Origin of the sequence: Sterolibacterium denitrificans (assembly GCF_900174485.1) — a bacterium.
GTDB lineage: Bacteria > Pseudomonadota > Gammaproteobacteria > Burkholderiales > Rhodocyclaceae > Sterolibacterium > Sterolibacterium denitrificans.
In genome coordinates, this window is the sequence record NZ_LT837803.1 from 101,330 (window position 1) to 121,575 (window position 20,246).

At 66.3% G+C, this 20,246-nt stretch carries 12 protein-coding genes; 5 read left to right on the forward strand and 7 right to left on the reverse strand.

Annotation, left to right across the window (positions count from 1 at the left end; translation table 11 throughout):
* Window positions 1-79 precede the first annotated feature (79 nt).
* The 5 genes from dusB to hemF all read left to right on the forward strand — a co-directional run bounded on the left by dusB (window position 80) and on the right by hemF (window position 5,390).
* Window positions 80-1,129, forward strand: a complete 1,050-nt coding sequence (gene dusB, locus SDENCHOL_RS00495) for a tRNA dihydrouridine synthase DusB (protein ID WP_154715675.1) — start codon at window positions 80-82, stop codon at window positions 1,127-1,129.
* Complete coding sequence (locus SDENCHOL_RS00500; protein ID WP_154715676.1) at window positions 1,126-1,359, forward strand: helix-turn-helix domain-containing protein; 234 nt, start codon at window positions 1,126-1,128, stop codon at window positions 1,357-1,359. The genes dusB and SDENCHOL_RS00500 overlap by 4 nt, the downstream gene beginning before the upstream one ends.
* 44 nt (window positions 1,360-1,403) lie before the next feature.
* Window positions 1,404-3,017, forward strand: a complete 1,614-nt coding sequence (gene purH, locus SDENCHOL_RS00505; RefSeq protein ID WP_154715677.1) for a bifunctional phosphoribosylaminoimidazolecarboxamide formyltransferase/IMP cyclohydrolase — start codon at window positions 1,404-1,406, stop codon at window positions 3,015-3,017.
* Between the two features lie 82 nt (window positions 3,018-3,099).
* Window positions 3,100-4,407 (forward strand): phosphoribosylamine--glycine ligase, encoded by a 1,308-nt coding sequence (gene purD, locus SDENCHOL_RS00510; protein ID WP_154715678.1) that lies wholly within the window; start codon window positions 3,100-3,102, stop codon window positions 4,405-4,407.
* Between the two features lie 29 nt (window positions 4,408-4,436).
* A complete protein-coding gene (gene hemF, locus SDENCHOL_RS00515) occupies window positions 4,437-5,390 on the forward strand; it encodes an oxygen-dependent coproporphyrinogen oxidase (RefSeq protein WP_154715679.1) in 954 nt (317 codons plus the stop codon).
* 31 nt (window positions 5,391-5,421) lie between these two features.
* On the opposite strand, the gene SDENCHOL_RS00520 is transcribed toward hemF, so the two are convergent.
* The 7 genes from SDENCHOL_RS00520 to SDENCHOL_RS00550 all read right to left on the reverse strand — a co-directional run bounded on the left by SDENCHOL_RS00520 (window position 5,422) and on the right by SDENCHOL_RS00550 (window position 20,194).
* A complete protein-coding gene (locus SDENCHOL_RS00520; protein ID WP_154715680.1) occupies window positions 5,422-5,748 on the reverse strand; it encodes a DUF2149 domain-containing protein in 327 nt (108 codons plus the stop codon).
* Window positions 5,745-6,314 carry a MotA/TolQ/ExbB proton channel family protein gene (locus SDENCHOL_RS00525; protein ID WP_154715681.1) on the reverse strand — a complete coding sequence of 190 codons (570 nt, stop codon included), beginning with the start codon at window positions 6,312-6,314 and terminating at the stop codon, window positions 5,745-5,747. Before SDENCHOL_RS00525 ends, SDENCHOL_RS00520 begins: the two co-directional genes overlap by 4 nt.
* Entirely contained in the window at window positions 6,311-10,483 is a 4,173-nt protein-coding gene (locus tag SDENCHOL_RS00530; RefSeq protein ID WP_154715682.1) for a cobaltochelatase subunit CobN, read from the reverse strand. The genes SDENCHOL_RS00525 and SDENCHOL_RS00530 overlap by 4 nt, the downstream gene beginning before the upstream one ends.
* Window positions 10,484-10,570: 87 nt before the next feature.
* A complete protein-coding gene (locus tag SDENCHOL_RS00535; protein ID WP_154715683.1) occupies window positions 10,571-12,709 on the reverse strand; it encodes a TonB-dependent receptor plug domain-containing protein in 2,139 nt (712 codons plus the stop codon).
* A gap of 9 nt (window positions 12,710-12,718) precedes the next feature.
* On the reverse strand, window positions 12,719-13,336 hold the full coding sequence (gene rpsD, locus SDENCHOL_RS00540; protein ID WP_154715684.1) for a 30S ribosomal protein S4: 618 nt from the start codon (window positions 13,334-13,336) through the stop codon (window positions 12,719-12,721).
* A gap of 373 nt (window positions 13,337-13,709) precedes the next feature.
* Window positions 13,710-17,756, reverse strand: coding sequence for a cobaltochelatase subunit CobN (gene cobN / locus SDENCHOL_RS00545; protein WP_197706797.1), 4,047 nt, complete (start codon window positions 17,754-17,756; stop codon window positions 13,710-13,712).
* A gap of 2 nt (window positions 17,757-17,758) precedes the next feature.
* Window positions 17,759-20,194, reverse strand: coding sequence for a TonB-dependent hemoglobin/transferrin/lactoferrin family receptor (locus SDENCHOL_RS00550; protein ID WP_172954954.1), 2,436 nt, complete (start codon window positions 20,192-20,194; stop codon window positions 17,759-17,761).
* Between the last annotated feature and the right edge of the window lie 52 nt (window positions 20,195-20,246).

Consider the following 20,246-nt stretch of genomic DNA (forward strand, 5'->3'; position numbering starts at 1 on the left):
CAGTCCTTTGCGGTAAAATCCCCCGCTTCCCCATTTCGTCTTCAGTCTTGCAGCCGCCCTGCTGCATTGCGCTCCGTCTATGGAATTCGTCGGCTACACGCTCAGAAACAATCTGTTCGTCGCCCCCATGGCGGGCGTGACGGACCGGCCGTTTCGCCAGTTGTGCAAGCAACTGGGCGCCGGGCTGGCGGTTTCCGAAATGGTGACGTCCAACTCGCTGCTGTACGGCAGCGCCAAGACGCTGCGGCGCGCCAACCATGAAGGTGAAGTCGAGCCGATCTCGGTGCAGATCGCCGGCGCCGACCCGCGCATGATGGCCGAGGCGGCCAGGCACAACGTCGATCACGGCGCGCAGATCATCGACATCAACATGGGCTGCCCGGCGAAGAAAGTCTGCAACGTCATGGCCGGCTCGGCCCTGATGCAGGACGAGCCGCTGGTGGCGAAGATCCTGACGGCCGTGGTCGATGCCGTGCCGGATACGCCGGTGACGCTGAAGTTCCGCACCGGCTGGAATCGCGACAACCGGAACGCGCCCGCCATCGCGCGCATCGCCGAGGGCAGCGGCGTGCGCGCCATCGCCATCCATGGCCGCACCCGCGCCGACCAGTATCGCGGCGCGGCCGAGTACGACACCATCGCCCTGGTGAAGTCGCAGGTCAACATCCCGGTGATCGCCAATGGCGACATCAATACGCCGCAGCAGGCCCGCTTCGTCCTCGACTACACGAAGGCCGACGGCCTGATGATCGGCCGCGCCGCCCAGGGCCGGCCCTGGCTGTTCCGCGAGATCGAGCATTACCTGAATACCGGCGAGCTGTTGCCGCCGCCGTCGGTGGGCGAGATTCACCGCATCCTGCGCCAGCACCTGGCCGACCTGTATGCGTTCTATGGCGAAGATACCGGGGTGAAAATCGCCCGCAAGCACATCGCCTGGTACACCAAGGGCATCGCCGGCGCGGCGACGTTCCGCCATGCCATGAACCAGCTCGGCAACGTGCGCGACCAGTTGCAGGCCACCGACGATTTCTTCCACGCCCATGCCCGGACGCATGCGCGTTACGAGCAGGAAGCCGACGACGCGCTGCCTGCATTTCCTACCGCCGTCAAAGAGGTGCTTGCCGCATGAGTTCGAATGATCTGGCCGATTGCGTGCGCCGCTCCCTGAATCGTTACTTCCGCGATCTGGAAGGCGAGAAGCCGCATGACATCCACGCCATGGTGGTTTCCAACGTCGAGCGCGCGATGCTGGAAATCGTCCTGAAACAGGCCGACGGCAACCAGACCGTGGCCGCCGAAATGCTCGGCATCAACCGCAACACCCTGCGCCGCAAGCTCACCGAATACCAACTGCTGTAATCCTCTTTACGACTCGCCACCAACCCCTTACACCTGTGACACCCATGACCCCAATCACCCAGGCCCTGATCAGTGTTTCCGACAAGCGTGGCGCGATCGAGCTGGCCCGCGAGCTGCATGCGCTCGGCATCAAGCTGCTGTCTACCGGCGGCTCGGCAAAACTCTTGCGCGATGCCGGCCTGCCGGTCACCGAAGTTTCGGACTACACGGGTTTTCCGGAAATGCTCGATGGCCGCGTCAAGACCCTGCATCCCAAGGTGCATGGCGGCATCCTCGGCCGCCGCGACCTGCCCGAGCATCTGCAGACCATGGCGCAGCACGGCATCGAGCGCATCGACCTGGTGGTGGTGAATCTCTATCCTTTCGCCCAGACCGTCGCCAGGCCCGGCTGCACACTGGAGGACGCCATCGAGAACATCGACATCGGCGGCCCGACCATGGTGCGCGCGGCGGCGAAGAATCACGGCAACGAACAGGGCGGCGTCGGCATCGTCACCGATCCGGACGATTACGCCGGCATCGTCGCCGAGCTGAAAGCGAATGGCGGCGCGCTCGCCTATGCCACGCGCTTTGCCCTGGCGAAGAAGGCGTTCGTCCATACCGCCCGCTACGACGGCATGATCGCCAACTGGCTAACCTCGCTGGATGCGCAGGATCAGCCGGGCATCTATCCGGAACGCCTGCAACTGGCCTTCGACAAGGTGGATGCCCTGCGCTACGGCGAAAACCCGCATCAGTCGGCGGCCTTCTACCGCGAGCCGCAGGCCGCCGCCGGCAGCATCGCCACCTACCAGCAACTGCAGGGCAAGGAACTCTCTTACAACAACATCGCCGATGCCGATGCGGCCTGGGAGTGCGTCAAGGCTTTCCGGGATGGCGGCAATGGCGCGGGTGACTCCGCCGCGGCCTGCGTCATCGTCAAGCACGCCAATCCCTGCGGCGTGGCGCTCGCGGCGACGGCGGAAGCCGCCTACCGCAAGGCGTTCAAGACCGATCCGACTTCGGCATTCGGCGGCATCATCGCCTTCAGCGTCGCCATCGACAAAGCCGCCGCCGAAGCCGTCGCCGGCCAGTTCGCCGAAGTCATCATCGCTCCGGCAATCACGCCCGAGGCGCGCGCGGTGTTCGCCGCCAAACAGAATCTGCGCGTCATGGTCGTGCCGCTGGACGAGGCAGCATCCGCAACGCACGCTGCGTTCGATTACAAGCGCGTCGGCGGCGGCCTGCTGATGCAGACCGCCGACCATGCCGTGATCGGCCAGGCCGATCTCAAAATCGTCACGAAGCGCGCGCCGACGCCGACGGAAATGGCCGATCTGCTGTTTGCCTGGCGCGTGGCCAAATACGTCAAGTCGAACGCCATCGTCTATTGCAAGGACGGCATGACCACCGGCGTGGGCGCGGGCCAGATGAGCCGCGTAGATTCGGCCCGCATCGCCGCCATCAAGGCCGAGAACAACGGCCTCACCGTCGCCGGTTCGGTCGTCGCCTCCGATGCGTTCTTCCCCTTCCGCGACGGCCTCGACGTGCTCGCCCAGGCCGGCGCCACGGCGGTGATCCAGCCCGGCGGCTCGGTGCGCGACGAAGAAGTCATCGCCGCGGCCGATGAGCAGAACGTGGCCATGGTATTCACCGGCTTCCGCCATTTCCGTCACTGACCGGCGGCAGGACGCGAGGTGCAACAAGACCCCGCTTCCCGTCCTGCTTCCTGACTCCCGACTCCTTCCTCCTCACTGAATCATGAAACTACTCGTCATCGGTTCCGGCGGTCGCGAACATGCCCTGGCCTGGCGTCTGGCGCAGGCGCCGGGAGTGCAGACCATCTATGTCGCGCCCGGCAATGCCGGCACGGCGCGCGATCGCGAGCTGAAGAACCTGCCGCTCACCGACCCGGCCGCCCTGGCCGAATTCGCCAGCCGCGAGCACGTGCATTTCACCCTCGTCGGGCCGGAAGCGCCGCTGGCCGCCGGCATCGTCGATCTGTTCCGCGCCCGCGGGCTGCGCATCTTCGGCCCCACCCAGGCGGCAGCGCAACTGGAAAGCTCCAAGGATTACGCCAAGAATTTCATGGCCCGCCACGGCATCCCGACGGCGAAGTTCCAGACCTTCAGCGATGCCCAGGCGGCCCATGCCTACGTCGATGCCGAGGGCGCGCCCATCGTCATCAAGGCCGACGGCCTGGCCGCCGGCAAGGGCGTCGTTGTTGCCATGTCGCTCGAAGAAGCCCATGCCGCCATCGACATGATGCTGCTCGACAACAAGATGGGCGATGCCGGCGCGCGGGTGGTGATCGAGGAGTTCCTCGACGGCGAGGAGGCCAGCTTCATCGTCATGGCCGACGGCACGCACGCCCTGCCGCTCGCCACCAGCCAGGACCACAAGCGCCTGCAGGACGGCGACCAGGGGCCGAACACCGGCGGCATGGGCGCCTATTCGCCGGCGCCGGTGGTCACGCCCAGCCTGCACGCCAAGGTCATGCGCGAAGTGATCATGCCGACCATCAACGGCATGAACAGGGACGGCATCCGCTATACCGGCTTTCTCTACGCCGGCCTGATGATCAAGCCGGACGGCACGCTGAAGGTGCTGGAATTCAACTGTCGCATGGGCGACCCGGAAACCCAGCCGATCATGATGCGGCTGAAAAGCAATTTCGTCGAACTGGTGGATGCCGCCATCGACGGCCGCCTCGATCAGGTCGAAGCCGAATGGGATCGGCGCATGGCGCTGGGCGTGGTGCTCGCCGCGCACGGCTATCCCGACCATCCGCGCAAGGGCGACCCGATCCTGGGTCTGGGCGGGGCAAACGGCGCGCAGGCGCAGGATGAGGCCGATGCCGACGGCAGCGATGTTCAGGTCTTTCATGCCGGCACGGCCGAGCAGGACGGCCAGGTGGTCACCAGCGGCGGCCGCGTGCTCTGCGTGACCGCCCTGGGAGACAGCCTGCGGACGGCGCAGAAACGCGCCTATGAGGCCGTCGGCGAACTGGATTTCGCCGGCATGCAATATCGCCGCGACATCGGCCATCGCGCCCTGCAACGGAAATAAGTTCTCCCTTTCCCGAGGAAAGGCGCTTCATGCCGTCCATCGACGCTGCCCTGCCCGCCGCATATTTCAGCCAGTTGCAGGAGCGCATCGTGGCCGCGCTGGAAGCCTGCGACGGCCAGCAGTTCCGCGTCGATGACTGGACGCGACCCGATGGCAGCGGTCATGGCAGCAGCCGGGTGATCGAGGAAGGCAACGTGTTCGAGCGCGGCGGCGTGAACTTCTCCCGCGTGCGCGGCGCAAGGCTGCCCGCCTCGGCCAGCGCGGCGCATCCCGGGCTGGCCGAGGCCGGTTGCGACTTCGAAGCCATGGGCCTCTCGCTGGTGCTGCATCCACGCAATCCCTATTGCCCGACGGCGCACATGAACGTGCGCTGTTTCATCGCCCGCCGCCCCGATGGCGACCCGCAGGAAGCTCCCCTGTGGTGGTTCGGCGGCGGCATGGATCTGACGCCCTACTACCCGTTCGAGGAAGACGTGCGCCATTTTCACGCCCGCTGCCGCGACGCGCTGGCGCCGTTCGAGGACGGCACCGACAGTCACGCCCTGCATGCGCGATACAAGGATTGGTGCGATCGCTATTTCTACCTGCCGCACCGCCAGGAGCCGCGCGGCGTGGGCGGCATTTTCTTCGACGATCTCGACAGCGGCGGCTTCGAGCGCTGTTTCGCCCTGGCGCGCAACGTTGGCGACAGCTTCATCGATGCCTATCTGCCACTCATCGAACGCCGCCGCGATCTGGCCTACGGCGAGCGCGAGCGGGATTTCCAGGCCTATCGCCGCGGCCGCTACGTCGAATTCAACCTGGTCTGCGATCGCGGCACGCTGTTCGGCCTGCAGTCCGGCGGCCGCAGCGAATCCATCCTCATGTCGCTGCCGCCCATCGTCCGCTGGCGCTACGACTGGCAACCCGCCGCCGGCAGCGCCGAAGCGCGCCTGTATACCGACTTCCTGCCGCCGCGCGACTGGCTGGCGGAATCACAATAACCCCAATCCCGCGCGCCAGCCGGGGCCGGTCTCACTTCCCGCCGTCTCCGCCTTCCGGCACGTACACCATCGAGCCGTCCTTCATGCGATAGGCCACCCCGGCCTTCTCGCCGTCGCCGCTGCCGACCTGGCCGCTGGACTGATATTTCTCGATCTTCTCGCCCTTCTTGACGATCATCTGCATGTTCGGCTTGCCGGGGTCGGTGATCACCGTGACGTCCTGCTTGCTGAAGGGGTTGATCAACGGGTTCTGCGCCACGGTGATCAGGAGCGCGGCGATGATGACGAGGAAGATGTCGATGAGGTTGACGACCGAGAGGATGGGATCGTCGGATTCCGGTTCGTGCAGGAACTTCATGCCGCCGCTCCCGCTTCATCGCCTTCGTCGAGCCGCGCTTCGCGTCCGGCCGCAGCGACAGGCCGGCGCTCCGGCTGCGCCATCAGCCAGGCCAGTTCCTCGGCCAGCCAGCGGCGCTTGACCGAGACGATCCAGTAGGTGATCGAAGCGGCGATCAGCGCCAGGATGACGGCGGAAAAAGCCACCGCCAGGTTGTCGGACACCTGCGCCAGATTGCCGTCGGACAGCCCCTTCAGCGCCGGCCCCATCGGGATCATCGTCGCCACCAGCCCCAGCATCGGCGCGATGCGCGTGGCCAGACGCGGCGTTTCCAGCATCTTGTGGGCGATGACGTCGAGATCGTCGTCGCTGATGCCGGGCCGGCTGCGCGCCCAGAGGATCAACGGATAGCCGCCGGCCGTGCCCGCCATGCCGTTGCGGCCGCCGCGCTTGCGCTGCCAGCCCTGGACGAGAAAGGCGCCGAGAGCGTAGAAGGAATAGAGGAACATGACGGAGATGACCAGCAGGGTCGGGATCAAGAAGATCTGACCGACCTGGTACATCATGACTTCGAGCATTTGACTCATGGAAAACTCCTGTGGGTAGTCGTTGGGAAACGGAATGAAAATGTGGGCAGACGCCCGGCCTGGCGCAATGCGCCCGCCGCGGTGCTGACCGCGAGCAGCACGAGCGCGAGCACGAGGAACGCCGGCAGGTCGGCCGGCGGCGTGGCGGCGCTGCCCTCGTCCTGCCTTTCGAGACGCTGGCCCTCGATCTGCGGCGGCTGCGCGGCCACCTTGCCCGGCGCCGGCGTGACAAAATCGAGACCGTAGCCGCTGCTCTTCAACTGCTCGACGAAGGGCATCACCTTCTCGTTCATCGGCTCGAAGCCGTGGCGGCGCATGGCATCCTCGACGACCTCGACCAGTTCCTTCAGCGTCGCGGCGTCGGCCTGCCAGTAGCCCTTGCGATTGGCTTCGAGCATGCGCTCGGCGATCTGCGCCAGCGCGCGCGGATTCTTCTCCTCGAACCACTCGCGCGTGCCGAGCTTGAGCTTGTCGCGGACGTAGACATCGTGGAATTCCTGCCACTGGTCTTCGCGCACGGCGTTCGGGTCGACGACCTGCCAGCCCCAGAAGTTCTCGACCGCATCGAGCACGTTGAGCGTGCCGGAATAGCCCTGGTCGCGCTGCGCGACGATCCACTGCGGATGGAACTGGCGTCCCTTCAGCTCCTGCGCCATGAAGCGGGCCGTGGGTTCCATGCGTGGATCGTCAGCCGAGCGCAGGTTGGCGATCAGGCTGTCGGGCGACTTGCCGGAAAGCTTGCGGATGACCAGCGACAGCGCGCCGAAATAGCCGTAGGGATCGTCGGAGGTGAGCAGCCCATAGAGGTTGGAGGTGCGCGAGAACATCACGGCGTCCGAGCCGGCGAGGTTCTTCGCGTAGAGGTCGAGGCCCGCCCGCTTCTCGCCCCAGCGCTTCTCGTCGGCGCCGAAGTAGTAGCCGAGAGTGTTCAGATAGCTGCGCGCGATCGTGTCGTCCGTCTCCCAGGTATCGGAGGCGGCGGCGACTTCGGAAACGCCGTTGCCGTACTGGCCCACCTGGCTGGAGAAGACGCGCACGGTGGACAGCATCTCGGCCTCGTCCCCGGCCAGCCCCTGGCCGGCGAGCATCTGGCGCAGGCTCTGCGTGTTGCGGCGGATGAAGTTGTCGCGCTCGTCGAGTTCCGCCACCTTCTTCACCGCCTCGGCCAGGCGCTTCATCGGGCCGGGAAACGTATCGCGGTAGAGGCCGGTGACCGAGATCACCACGTCGATGCGCGGGCGATTCAGCTCGCTGGCCGGGATCGCTTCGACGCCGATGATGTCGTCGCGGCCGATGTTGCGCATGTCGTGCATGCGCGCCAGCGGGATCTTGCTTTTCACCCGCTCGGGCAGATAGTCGGCGATCTTCAGCAGGCGGTCGCCGGTCAGCGTGTTGACGGCGAGCCTGGAGATGAACTCGGGCATGTTGCGCAGCCGGTCGCGCACCATCTCGGCGACGTTGTCGTTGAGCATGCCGGTTTCGTTCCACACCGGCCGCGCGCCCATCAGCGCGAGGATCTGCGCCTCCATGACGCCGAAGTGGCGCATGGTCTCCAGCGACCAGAGGTTGAAGACCAGCTTCTCCGGATAGCGGCCGTGCTGCTTGCGGTAGTCCGCGATCGTCTGCTCGGCGAGCTGCTTGCCGGTTTCCCAGGCGCTGCGCGTCGGCACCTTGGCCGGGTCGAAGGCGTACATGTTGCGGCCAGTGGGCAGCAGGTCGGGATTGCGCACCACGTCGCCGCCGTAGCCGGTGGGGATGTAATGCCCTTCGAGGCCGGCGAGCAGACTGCCGATTTCGTCGCTGGCCTGGAAGTTCGCGTAATGGCCGCGGGCGGTTTCAAGATAGAGGCGCAGCGTGGTGGACACGCCGTCCAGCGGCTTGCCGTCGATGACGTGCTCGGCCAGCAGGCGGGCGGCGTTGGATGTTTCGAACAGCTTGTAGTCGCGCGTGTTGGCGGCTTCCGGCCCGTCGGCGGCAACGAGGAAATCCTTGCCGAGCATCAGCGCCAGCGTCGACACCATGTGCTCACGTTTGGGCAGGCGCCCCAGGGTGTGATTACCCAGCGGCTGCGCCTGGTTGGACAACCCCAGCAGGAAGTCGTGCAGGACATCGAGAAAACCCTCGGGGTCGCGCACGGCCCGCGCACGCGCGTTGTCTTCGCGGCTCTCCCAGTCCATGTCCAGATAGAGCTTGGTCGCGATCACCTTGTCCAGAATGTTCTGGAACACTTTTTCCTTCAGCGACTCGACACCGGCCGAGGCATGCTCGTTGATGAGGCGGCTGATTTCGCTCATTTCGTCGAAGGTGCCGGTCACGGCAAACGGTGGTGTCAGATGCGAGATCAGCGTGGCACGACCGCGCCGCCGTGCCTGGATGCCCTCGGCGAGGTTATCGGCGATGTAGGGATAGAACACCGGCGTATCGCCGAGGATCAGGTAGGGGTCGTCATACACCGACAGGCCGCGCTCCTTGCCATGCAGCCATTCCTGCGTGCCATGCGTGCCCAGGTGCACCAGCGCATCGACGCCGACCTGTTCGCGCAGCCACAGATAGGTGGCGAGATAGGAATGCGTCACGGGCACCTTGGTGTCGTGGTAGAGCTGCGCATCGCCCTGGCTGTTCTCGCTCTCGTTGCGACGCGGCTGCGGCAGCACGATGACGTTGCCCAGCGCCACGCGGGGAATGACGAAATGACGCTGGCCCTGGTGCATCACCGTCATGTGGCTCTTTTCCGGCGCGCCCCAATATTTCTCGATGCCGGCGCGCACCTCGTGCGGCAGGCGGTCGTACCAGCGGCGGTAGGCCGCCACTGGCCAGAGCGCGGCATAACCATTCTTCACCAGCGCCGGAACGTCGGCAGCAACATTCTTGCTGTAGTAGGGCGCCAGCGTCGCCAGGGCATCCTTCTCGAAGAATTCGGCGTCGCGTGGTTCGACGCTGTAGCCACGTTGCTGCAGCGCCTGGGTGAGTGCCGCCAGCGATTTCGGTATGTCGAGGAAGGCCGCGCCGAGGTTGGAGGTGCCCGGCGGGTAGTTGTAGAAGAACAGCGCCAGCTTCTTGTCGGCGTTGGGCCGCTGCGCCAGCCGCGTCATGCTCACCGCCTTGCCGACCAGCGCGTCGAGCTGTGCCGGAATCAGCTCCATGCGTTTCGTCCTGGCATCCTGCGCGGCGACGATCATCGGGTCGATGAAGCCGATGATTTCCGGCATCACCAGCGTCATCGGCACCTGCGTCAGGTGAATGCCCGTGAGGTCTTTTTTCCACACTTCGACGTCGCCGTCGCGGTAATGCAGCGCATGCAAAATGGGCACGCCGATGCGCGCGGCCTGGGCGCGCACTTTTTCGGCATCGATGATCATTGCCTGATGCGTGATGACCACCTGGGCGCGCGGCTTACCGTCCTTCATCAGGAACTTTTCGCCAAGATAATCACTGACGATGTCGGAGTAGTAAGGCAGCACCGCCAGGCCACGCTTTTCCAGCGCGCGTATGGTGGCATCGACCGGCGCCAGCGAATCGGCGGCCAGATGGTTGCGGTGAAAGATCACTGCCACCGTCGCCTGTCCCGGCTTGGCTGGCCGCCAGCGCAGATAGCTTTCCGTATCCTTGAAAATGAGCTGCGGCGCATCCGGATGGTAGAGCGCTTCCTGCGGGAAGATCAGCGGCGGCTCGACCTTGCCAGGCTCACCGAGCAGGCGCACCTTGAGAAATTTATGCAGCCGGCTGAAGTTCTCCTGACCGCCGTTCTGCAGGTAGGGATGCAGCTCGCCTTCGATTCCCTCGGGCGCATTCTGCGTCAGCGGCGTGCCGGGCAGCCCGGCGGCGACGGCGATCAGGCCGGGATTGGCGGCGACGGCCCGACCATAGGCGCTGGCCACCGGGGCCAGCGAATCGGGGCCGGAGAGGGCATCGAAAATGACGATGCGGTACTGCGCGAACAGCGCCCGCGCCGCCTCGGGACTCACCTCGTCGGTGAAGCGGTGATCGACGCTCATCCCCTTCCCGGCCGCCGTGCGCGCGAAGGCGGCGTACTTCGCCTGCTGCGACGGCTTGCCCATGATCGGCGAAAAGAACAGCACCCTGTCTGCCGTGGGCGCGGCGGGCGCTGCATGCGCAACCACGCTGCAGAGCAGGTAAAGCACGAGGGCGAGCAGGGAAGCGGATTTCATGTCGTATGTCGTGGCAGGAAAATGAATCGAGGATGCGGCGCCGCGCCGTTCACCGCAGGCGGCGCGGCAGGGCGCGGCGCGCGGCCGTTACCACTTGCCCTCCAGCGACAGCAGCCAGGTGCGCTGGCCGCGCTCGGCGGTGTCGAGCGACCAGGCATCGGCGCCGTCGATTGCGGTGGCGTAGCGGCGGGTATCGGCGCCGAGCAGATTCTGGACGGCCAGGCGCAGGTTGAAGGACGCATCGAGGCGACGCACCAGATGGACGTCGAGAAGATTGCGCGACTTGCTGTCGGAAACCAACTCATCCGCCACGCGGCTGCGCGTCGTGCCGCTGCGCTGGAGCTGGAATCCGAAACTCACCGGCCAGCTCGTCAGGCTCTGCTCGTAGCCCAGCGAGGCGGTATGGCTGGGCATGTCGCGCACCGCGCGGCGCAAACCGAGGCGCTGGTCATCCACCTCGCCGCGCGGCAGGGTCAGGTTGGCGCGCAGGCTGGCGCTCGGCGGCAGCCAGGGCAGCGCCGTGCCGCGCAGCTTGGCCGACCACTCCATGCCCCAGTGACGCGCCAGGCCGGTGTTCTCGGGACGATCCACCCAGCGCATCCCTTCGAGCGCTTGACGCCGCTCGACGAAGTCGCGGGTGCGCCGCAGATACAGGTTGACGCCGATCACGCCGGCCTCCTCGGCGAGATTGCGATCGAGTCCCGCTTCCAGATTGACGATGCGTTCGGGGCGCAAGGCCGGATTGCCGCCGCGATCCGGTTCCAGCGGCGAATTGGCCGAAGCCGCCCGGCTGGTGACCGAGGTCAGCTCCTCCAGCTTGGGAAAGCGGATGGCGCCGCCGGACGACAGCCGCGCAACCCAGCCCGGCGCGGCTTCCCACTTCAGTGCCAGCGAGGGCGTGACCGCGCCATGCCGCCGCGTCGCGTTGTTTGCCGACAGGCTCATGGTTTCGCCGCGCAGGCCGGCGGTCAGCGTCAGGTCGGGCTGCGCCCGCCATTCGTCCTGCAACCAGGCCGACCACTGGCGTTCGCGGCCGATGAAGTTGCTGGCGCTGCTCAGGCCGCCGGTGAACCACTGTCCATCCTCGCGGCGATGCCGGGCGGCATCGAGGCCGGCCGAGAAGTAATGCGCATCGTCGGCGCCCAGCGGCAGGTCATAGCGCAGGCTGGCCGACAGCTCGCCATCCTGGCGCCGCTCGATCTCCTGCCAGGCCGCCGCGCTGGTGGGCCGTCGCTCGCGGTCGGCCTCACGCCGGCCGTCCATCACGGCGGCGCGGGCGGAAAGCTTGCCGCTGCCGATGCGCTGCTCGCTTTCGGCACGCAGGCGGCTGATGCGCATGGCGCTGCTTTCGCTGTCGCGCCGTTGCCCGGTGGCATCGTTGTCGATCAACGTGGCGCGCTTGCCATCGTTGCGATAGACGCTGGGCCAGAGTGTGAAGTTGTTCGCGCCGTCCTTCCAGGACAAACGCGGCGAGACGATGAGTTCGTCGATCCGGTAATCGCCGCGTTCCGTCTCGCGCTGCGCCGACGGTGACGTGTCAGTGCGCACGAGCGTCTGTTCCACCGGCATGCCATGGTGGTTGATGGTCAGCGGCAACAGCCAGGTAAAACCATCCGCGCCGCCACTGCGGCTGAAGGTGAACTGGCCGTTGGGCTGGTCGCCGCGCTGGCCGATGGCGGCCTTCAAGGAGCTGGCGGCGTTCGCCAGCGGACGGCGCATCACCAGATTGACCGTGACCGGCGCCGCGCCGCCGAATTCTGCGGAAGCACCGCGCAGGATTTCGATGCGCTCCAGTTCCTCCGTCGGCATGCGACCGATCTGCGTCAGCGCGAAGCGGGCGTTCGCCGTCGGGCGTTCGCCATTGACCAGAAACTGCACCGAGTCGCGCACCATGCCGCGCGAGCGCGCGCTCATGCCGCCATCGCCGCTGTGCTCGCCGGCATCGACGCCGGGCAGCTTGCGGATCACCTCGCCGACCGTCAGGCCGCCGAGGCTTTCGATCTCGGCGCGGTCGAGCACGGTCTTCTGCGAGGCGGCCGCGCGCTGCTCGGCCAGCGCATCGCCCTTCGCCGTGATGGTGACTTCCGGCATCGCCGTCGGCGGCGCCGCCATTGCCGGCAGCGGCGCAACGGCGCCGGCCAGGCAGCCCAGGCAGGCGGTGGCCAGCGCCGGAGCCAAAGGACGCCGCCGCCGGGTGCCGCCAGGCGGTCGAGGGAAACACGTCATGACGAATCCTTACATTCGGGTTGCGTAGTACTCGACGATGCGCTGCAGGTCGAGCGGGAAAGGCGCGGCATCGCCGCCGGGCAGGTGGTTCACCCGCGCCGTCAGGGTGGCGGCATCGAAACCGATCCACTCCGGCCGTTCGAGCGACGGCGCTTCCAGCGTGGCACGGATCATGTCGAGCTTGGCGGCGGCCGTACCCGGCGCGAAGCTGTCGCCGACGCGCAGGCGTATCGAAGGAATCGTCACGCGCCGACCGTTGAGCTGGAAATGTCCATGGGCCACCAGTTGCCGGGCAGCCGGAATGGTCGGCGCGAAGCCGGCGCGGAACACCATGTTGTCGAGACGGCGTTCGAGCAATTGCACCATGTTCTCACCGGTCGCGCCGCGCGCCTTCTTGGCGTCGGCGACGACGCGGCGCAACTGTTTCTCCGTCAGGCCATAGTTGTAGCGCAGCTTCTGCTTTTCCAGCAGCTGCAGACCGAACTCGGACTTCTTCGAGGCAACCTTGCGCGCGCCATGCTGGCCCGGCGGCTGGTTGCGATCCTGCATCGTCTTGCGCGACAAGCCGGGCAGGTCGAGGCCAAGTGCGCGCAGAACCTTGACGCGCGGGCCGGTGTAACGGGACATGGTGTTCTCCTTGTAGCGGTGAGAAATTGATCGAAGAAGCGTGGAAAGCGACAGTCAATGCACGGAACGGCCGGCATCGAGCATCGCGCAGGCCGGCGCGCTGATCGGAAGCGGGGTGGCATTCGACGGTCGTCCAGATCGCCAGCGACTGCTCCAGTGCATTGCGCAGCGGCATCGACAGGCCCGGCTGGCGCGCCGCCTTGCGCAGATGGGAGCGCACCGCGGCGAGCTTGGCGCTGGTCGGGCCGTGGATGCTCGATACCGTCAGCAGCATGACGAGGGCGGCCAGATGGTTTTCGAGCGGCATGTCCTCGATTTCGCAGCGATCGTCCATGGGGTTTTCCTGTCGTCCTGTCATTGTGTGGTCGAAGCCTCAAGAAACCTGCCGGCGGCCCTGCGCATGCTGACGCCAGCCGCCGAAACCGAAGATCAGGCCGAGGCCGAGCAGCACGGCCGCGCCCAGCGGCGGCGGCTGAGGCGTGCTGGTCTGTTTTTCCAGGCGCAGGCCCTGAATGGGCGGTGGCGGCGGCGGAACCGGCGGCGGCTCGGCAGGCGGCGTAGCGGCATTCGCCGCCTGCGCCGGCGCCGCGGCTGCAGCGGGGTTGGCCAGCCCGTAGCCGACATATCGCTCGAAGCGGGCGTTGTCGCTCTTCACGTCATGGCGCGCGGCCAGCTCGCGGTAGCGCTGCTTCAGTTCGGCGACGGTCCTGGCATCCGCCTGCCAGTAACCCTGGCGGGCGGCTTCCAGCATGCGCTCGATGGTCTGCGCCAGGGCGTGGGGGTTGTGGCGCTCGAACCATTGCCGCACGCCGAGGTTGTGCTTGTCGCGCACATAGACGTCGGCGAATTCCTGCCACTGGTCGTCGCGCACGATTTCGCGCGCCACCGCCGTCCAGCCCCAGAAGTTGTTCACGCCGTCGAGCACCTGCAGGGTGCCGGCGTAGCCCTCCTTCATCAGGCCCTTGATGTAGCCGGGATGGAAGTTGCGGGTAGACAGTTCCTTGGCGAGAAACTGCGCCGCACCCTCGGCGCGCGGATTCTGTCCGCGCAGGTTGGAGATGTAGAGTTCCGGCGCCTTGCCGTCGAGCTGCCGCACCGCCAGGGCGATGCCGCCGAGATACTGGAAGGGATCGTCGGTGGTCAGCATGCCGTAGGTGTTCGAGGTGCGCGACAGCACCGCGCCCTCGGTGCCCTTGAGATGTTCGGCATAGAGGTTGTACGCCGGGTTGTACGCCGCGCCGCCCTTGCCGCCGGACAGTGCCCCGCCGGTCTTGCCCCAGTCCGCCTCGTCCGGGCCGTAGGCGAATTGCATGCGGTCGAGGTAAAGCTGGGCGAGCTTGCGGTCGCCCTCGGCCTTGCCTTGCCAGGTGTCGGTGGCGAGCGCGGCATCGTCGAGGCCGGTGCTGTAACGCCCGCTTTCCGACGAGAAGATGCGCGTCTGGCCGGCCTTCTTCGCAACCTCGGGCGCCACACCCTGCTTGATCAGGCGCGCGGCGATGCTGCGCGCGTTGGACGCCAGCGGGTTGTCCGGCTCCTCCGCTTCGCTCACCTCGGCGGCCAGTTGCACGGCGCGGGCGAGCTGCTTCATGGCGTTGGGAAAGTGGTCGCGATACAGGCCGGTGGCCGACAGCACCACGTCGACGCGCGGCCGGCCGAGTTCTGCACGCGGCACCAGTTTCACATTGACCACCCGGCCGCCGCTGTCCCAGACCGGCTCGATGCCCATCAGCCACAGCGCCTGCGCTTCGAGCAGGCCCTGATGGCGCATGGTTTCGACCGACCACAGCGAGAAGGCGAGTTTTTTCGGCAGCGTTCCCTTGAGCCGGCGGTGCTCGGCCAGCAGTTTCTCGGCGGCGTCCTTGCCGGCGGCCCAGGCCTGCGGCGTCGGCACGCGCGATGGATCGAAGCCGTAGAGATTGCGCCCCGTCGGATAAGCGTCGGGATTCTTGATCGGATCGCCGCCGTAGGAGGTCGGCAGATACTTGCCGTCGAGCACCGTCAACAGTCCCGGAATCTCGTTGCCGGCGCCGATGTCGGCATACCATCGGCGCGCCTGTTCGAGCTGCTGCTGCAGGGCCGGCGACAGGCCGTCCAGCGGCTGTTGATCGATGACGTGGCGGCGCAGCAGATGGTAAGGCGCGGAATCGGTGAGTTTGTCGTAATCCGCGATCAGCGCTTCATCCCTGTCCTCGGACTTGACGCCGGCCTGTTCGGCGGCGGCTTCCCAGAACGTCCGGCCGAGCATCAGCATGACCGTGGCGAGGCGATGCTTTTCGTCGGGCGCGCGGCCGAAGGTGTGCAGGCCGAGCGGCTGCGCCGTTTCGGCAAGCTCGTGCAGATGGTTGTGCAGCAGATCGATGAAGGCGGGAAATTCGGCGGCGGCGCGTTCGGCGCTCCAGCCCATGTCGCGCTCGATGCGTTCCTTTTTCACGACGGCCAGCAGATCGGCCTTGAGTTTGTCCTTCACCGCGCCCTCGTCCTGGCCCAGCCAGGCGTGCAGCAGGTCGTGGATGTTCGTCAGCGTCTGGTGCAGGCCGGCGGGGCGGAACGGCGGCGGCTGGTGGCTGACGATGGTCGCGCGGCCGCGCCGTTTGGCCTGCAGCGCCTCGCCGATGTTGTCGGCGATGTAGGGATAGGCCACCGGCAGATCGCCCAGGGCGAGCAGCGGGTAGTCGTACACCGACAGCCCGCGCTCCTTGCCCGGCAGCCATTCCTGCGTGCCGTGGGTGCCGTAATGCACGATGGCGTCGGCGCGGTGCTGCTCGCGCGCCCAGAGATAGACGGCGTAGTAGAAGTGCGAAGGCGGCGCCTTGGTCGAGTGGTAGAGCGTCTTTTCCTTGTCCTCCCACTTCTCGCCGCGCGGCGGCTGCGGCAGGATCGCCAGGTTGCCGATGCGGTAGCGGGGGATGACGAAATAATCCTCGCCGCCGCGGCGGATCGCCATCGCCGATTTCTCGGGCGGGCCGAACTTGGCGGTCATTTCCGCGCCGACGGACGCGGGCAGTCCGGCCAGCCACTGGCGATAGGTCTTCATCGGCAGCAGTTCGGCATTGCCGGTGCGCAGCAGTTCGTCGAGCGCATCGTCGCGGTAGAACGGCCGCAACAGTTGCTGCAGGTTGCCGATCAGCTCCGGCTCGGAAGGCGTCTCGGTAGCGTAGCCGGCGGCCTTCATCGCCGACAGCGTGTTTTCGAGGCTGCGCGGCAGATTCATGAACGAGGCGGAAAGGTTCTTTTCGCCCGACGGGTAGTTCCAGTAAAGAATCGCGATGCGCTTGTCGGCATTCGTCTTGCGCTGCAGGCGCGCGAGGTTCAGCGCCTTGCCCGCCACTGCCGCCGACTGCGCGGCGATGGGCAACTGGGCGTCGTCACTCCGGCGCACCGCCGCCGCCACCTGGATGTCGGTGATGCCGGCATACTCCGACTGCGCCATGAAGAACGGCACATCCATCAGCGGCACGCCCTGCGGGTCGGCGGCCCAGGCCGCCTCGTCGCCCTGGCGATAGACCATCGCCTGGATCACCGGCATGCCGAGCGTCTCGAATTCCTTGCGTCGCCCGTCCGGGTTCAGCATGATCTGCGTGTTGATGATGACATCGGCAAGACGCGCGCCACTGGGGGCGAGTACCTTCGACATGTCGTCGGCGTCCATCAGCGAACCGTAGAAGGCCAGTGCGCGCGCGCCGCCGGCCTCGATGCGCGCGATCAGATCGTCGATGAAGGCCGTCTGCTCATTGGCAATGGCGGCCTGGTACATGGTGATGGCGATCACCGGCGCGTCCTTGCCGCTGCCCTGGCCGCGACGCTCCTGCCACGTCAGATAGGCCCGCGCATCGGCGAACACCAGTTCAGGCGCCTCGGGGTGATACACGGCCGACTTGGGAAAGACGATGGGCTCGGCGATGCCCGTCGGCGGCCGGCCGGCAAAGTGCGCCGCCAGCGTGGCGAAGAAACCTTCGAAATTGCGCCGGCTGCCGTTCAGGTAATAGCTGTGCAACCGCTGGGCCAGCGCGTCGGGCAGACCGCGCCAGCTCGGTTGCGTGTCGTGTATCCATAACGATGGCACGCGCAGGCCGGGCAGCACCGCCGCCAGACGTCCGCGCACCATGTCGCGCAGATGGTCGCGCGGCGCATCGAACACCACCAACTGGTAGCCGGCAAACAACTGCGCATCGCTCTCGCGCGGCAGTTTTTCGACGTAGCGAACTTCGACACCGATGCCCTGCGGCTGGGCGATCTCGGCCAGCAAGCGGAACTTCGCCGGGGCAACCGGCGAAGTGGTGATGAACAGCACCGAAGCATCCTTCGCCAGCGCGGCGCTGCTGAACAGCAGGCCGGCCAGCAGGTTGAACAGGATCAGCGCCGGGACGAAAACCGCCCGCGCCCGTGCCCACGCTTCGGCTCCGCTTGCTTGCAACATCATCGTCAGAAGTCCGCCTGGAAAGCGAGACGGACGTTACGCCCGGGCTGCGAGTAGAAGTCGACACCGGGCGTGCTGGTATGCACGTCCATGTGGCGGATGTCGCTCCATATCCAGTACTTCTTGTCGAAGGCGTTGTTCAGCGCAAGGGTCACGCGCGTATCGCGGCTCGGCTTGACCCAGACGGCCAGATCGATCACGCCGTAGCCGGGTGTGCGGTAGTAGTACTGGCGCTTGCCGGCTTGGGGACCGCTGCGGGGAGTGCTCAGGCCGCTGTCGTCGATACGGGTTTTGTTCACAGCGGCACGCAGGCGGCCTTCCGCACCCCAACCGTTTTCAGCGTAGCCGAGGCCAAAGCTGGCGCGCAGCGGATCGACGCTGTTCAGCGGCTTGCTGCGATCCGTATCGGTGCCGTGCGAGTAGGCGATGGCGCCGTCCGCTTGCCATCCCGGTGCGAAATTCCAGCTGCCGCGGACTTCCGCGCCGTAGATGCGAACCTTGCTGAGGTTCCGGTACTGCAGGGTGCCGCTGGCGAGGCCGGGGATGCAGGCCGGGTCGGTCGGGCAGCTGAGATAACCGGATTCGATGAAGTCCTTGTAGCGGTTGTCGAACACCGAGAACTGGCCGCGCACGGCTTCGCCGCTGGCGCGCAGGCCGAGTTCGACGCCGACGCTGGTTTCCGGCTTCAGATTCGGATTCGGGGTGATGCCGTAGCCGTAGGTGGTATTGCGGAAGGAGCCATTGACTTCGTTGTAGTTCGGCGCGCGGAAGCCGCTGGCGATCTGGCCGTACGTCGACACTGCCGGGGTGAATTTCCACTGCCAGCCGAGCTTCGGCGAAGCACGGCTGTATTTCTGCGTGCTGACCGAGACGTTGAGGGAATTGAGCATGACGGCGGCCAGCGCGTCCACCTCCGGCTTGAGCCGGGTCCAGTCGTAGCGGATGCCCGGGGTCAGCGTCAGGCGATCATTGAAGAGAGCGATTTCATCCTGCACGAAGAGACCGATGGTATCCGTCGTGCCGTTCGGGAAATCGCGCAGCGGATAGACTTCCCCGGCGGAGTTCTTGATGACCGTGCCGGCGGCCGGCGGAACCGCCGGGTTGATGCCAGGAATCGTTGTCGGAGGAATCAGGGGGCCGAGAATGGGGGTCGGACTGTTGGTGAGGGTGATCGTCCCGTCGCGCAACGTTTCCACTTCCTGGCGCCTCAGGTCGGCACCGTAGGTGAGCAGGTGCGAAACGCTGGCGAGATCGAAGGCCGACTCGAATTGCAGATTGAACGCGGTCTGCGTCTGCTCCATCTGGAAGCTCTGCTGCATGTCGCAGTTGGCATTGAGCCAGCCGCGAAGGTCGGTCGGCATGATTGGAAGATATACGGCCTGTGCGTTGCTCTCCGCCGAACAGCCGGAGCCGTTGAACAGGTAGCGGGCCGGGCCGCGCTGCTGGAAGTTCTTGTTTTCGGTTTCCGAGCGTTGGTGCGACAGGCGTGCCGTCATCCGGTCGTAGAAGGCGCTCGCCGGTTTGTGTTCGTATTCGAGGCTGGCGCGCAGACGCGAGGTTTCGTCGTCGCCCAGCATTTTCGTGACCGTGTTGTACTCCCAAGCGTGGCGGCGGATGTCCGAATCGGTCTCCTGGATGCGGCCATCCACGGTCGCCGTCAGGCGGTGGCCGACGGCCGGCTTGAGGATCAGCTTGGCGATGCCGCCGCGGTCGTCGGTGTCAAGCTTGTTGGCTTCGGTGCGATTGGGGCCGAAGCTGCTATCCGTACCCTTGGTTTCGAGTTCCTTGCTGCGGATTTGCGACCAGCCGAGCAGCAGTTCGGTGGTTTCGCCGCGCCAGGCGCCGATCACCGTACCGGTCAGGCCGTCGTTGGCGCCCGTCCAGGTGCCCTTGACTCGCACGCCGGTCTTCTTGTCGCCAGGCGCGATGTCTTCGGGATTCAGCGTCAGGTAGCCGACCACGCCGCCCAGCGCATCCGAGCCGTAGAGGCTGGAGGCCGGGCCGCGCACGATTTCGACCTGGCGCAGGAAGTCCGGCATGACGCCGAGCGGGTTATTGGTGACGTAGTTGGTCGGGCCGCTCTTGTCGTAGTAGTCGTCCATGCGCACGCCGTCGACGGTCTGCACGACGCGGGTGTCTTCGATGCCGCGGATGTTCACCCGCGTCGCGCCGTGCCGGCGCAGGTCGCGGGCCATGACGATGTCCGGGTCGTCGCGGAACAGGTCGACCTCGTCGAGCACCGGACGGCGATCCATGTCCTCGCGCGTGACGGTGGTGACGGTGACAGGCAGGTCGTCGATGGCCGCCTCGCTGCGCGTGGCGGTGACCACCGTCTCCTTGAGTGTGGTGTCGGCGAGCGCGGTCATGGACAGCGGCGCCAGGCTCAGCAGGACGGCGGTATGCATCAGCTTGCGCCGGGATCGGGGTGAAGCGAACTTCATGAGGCAGTCTCCTTGAATAGGTAGCTTGAGTGCTCGTATTCGCTGGCTGGCT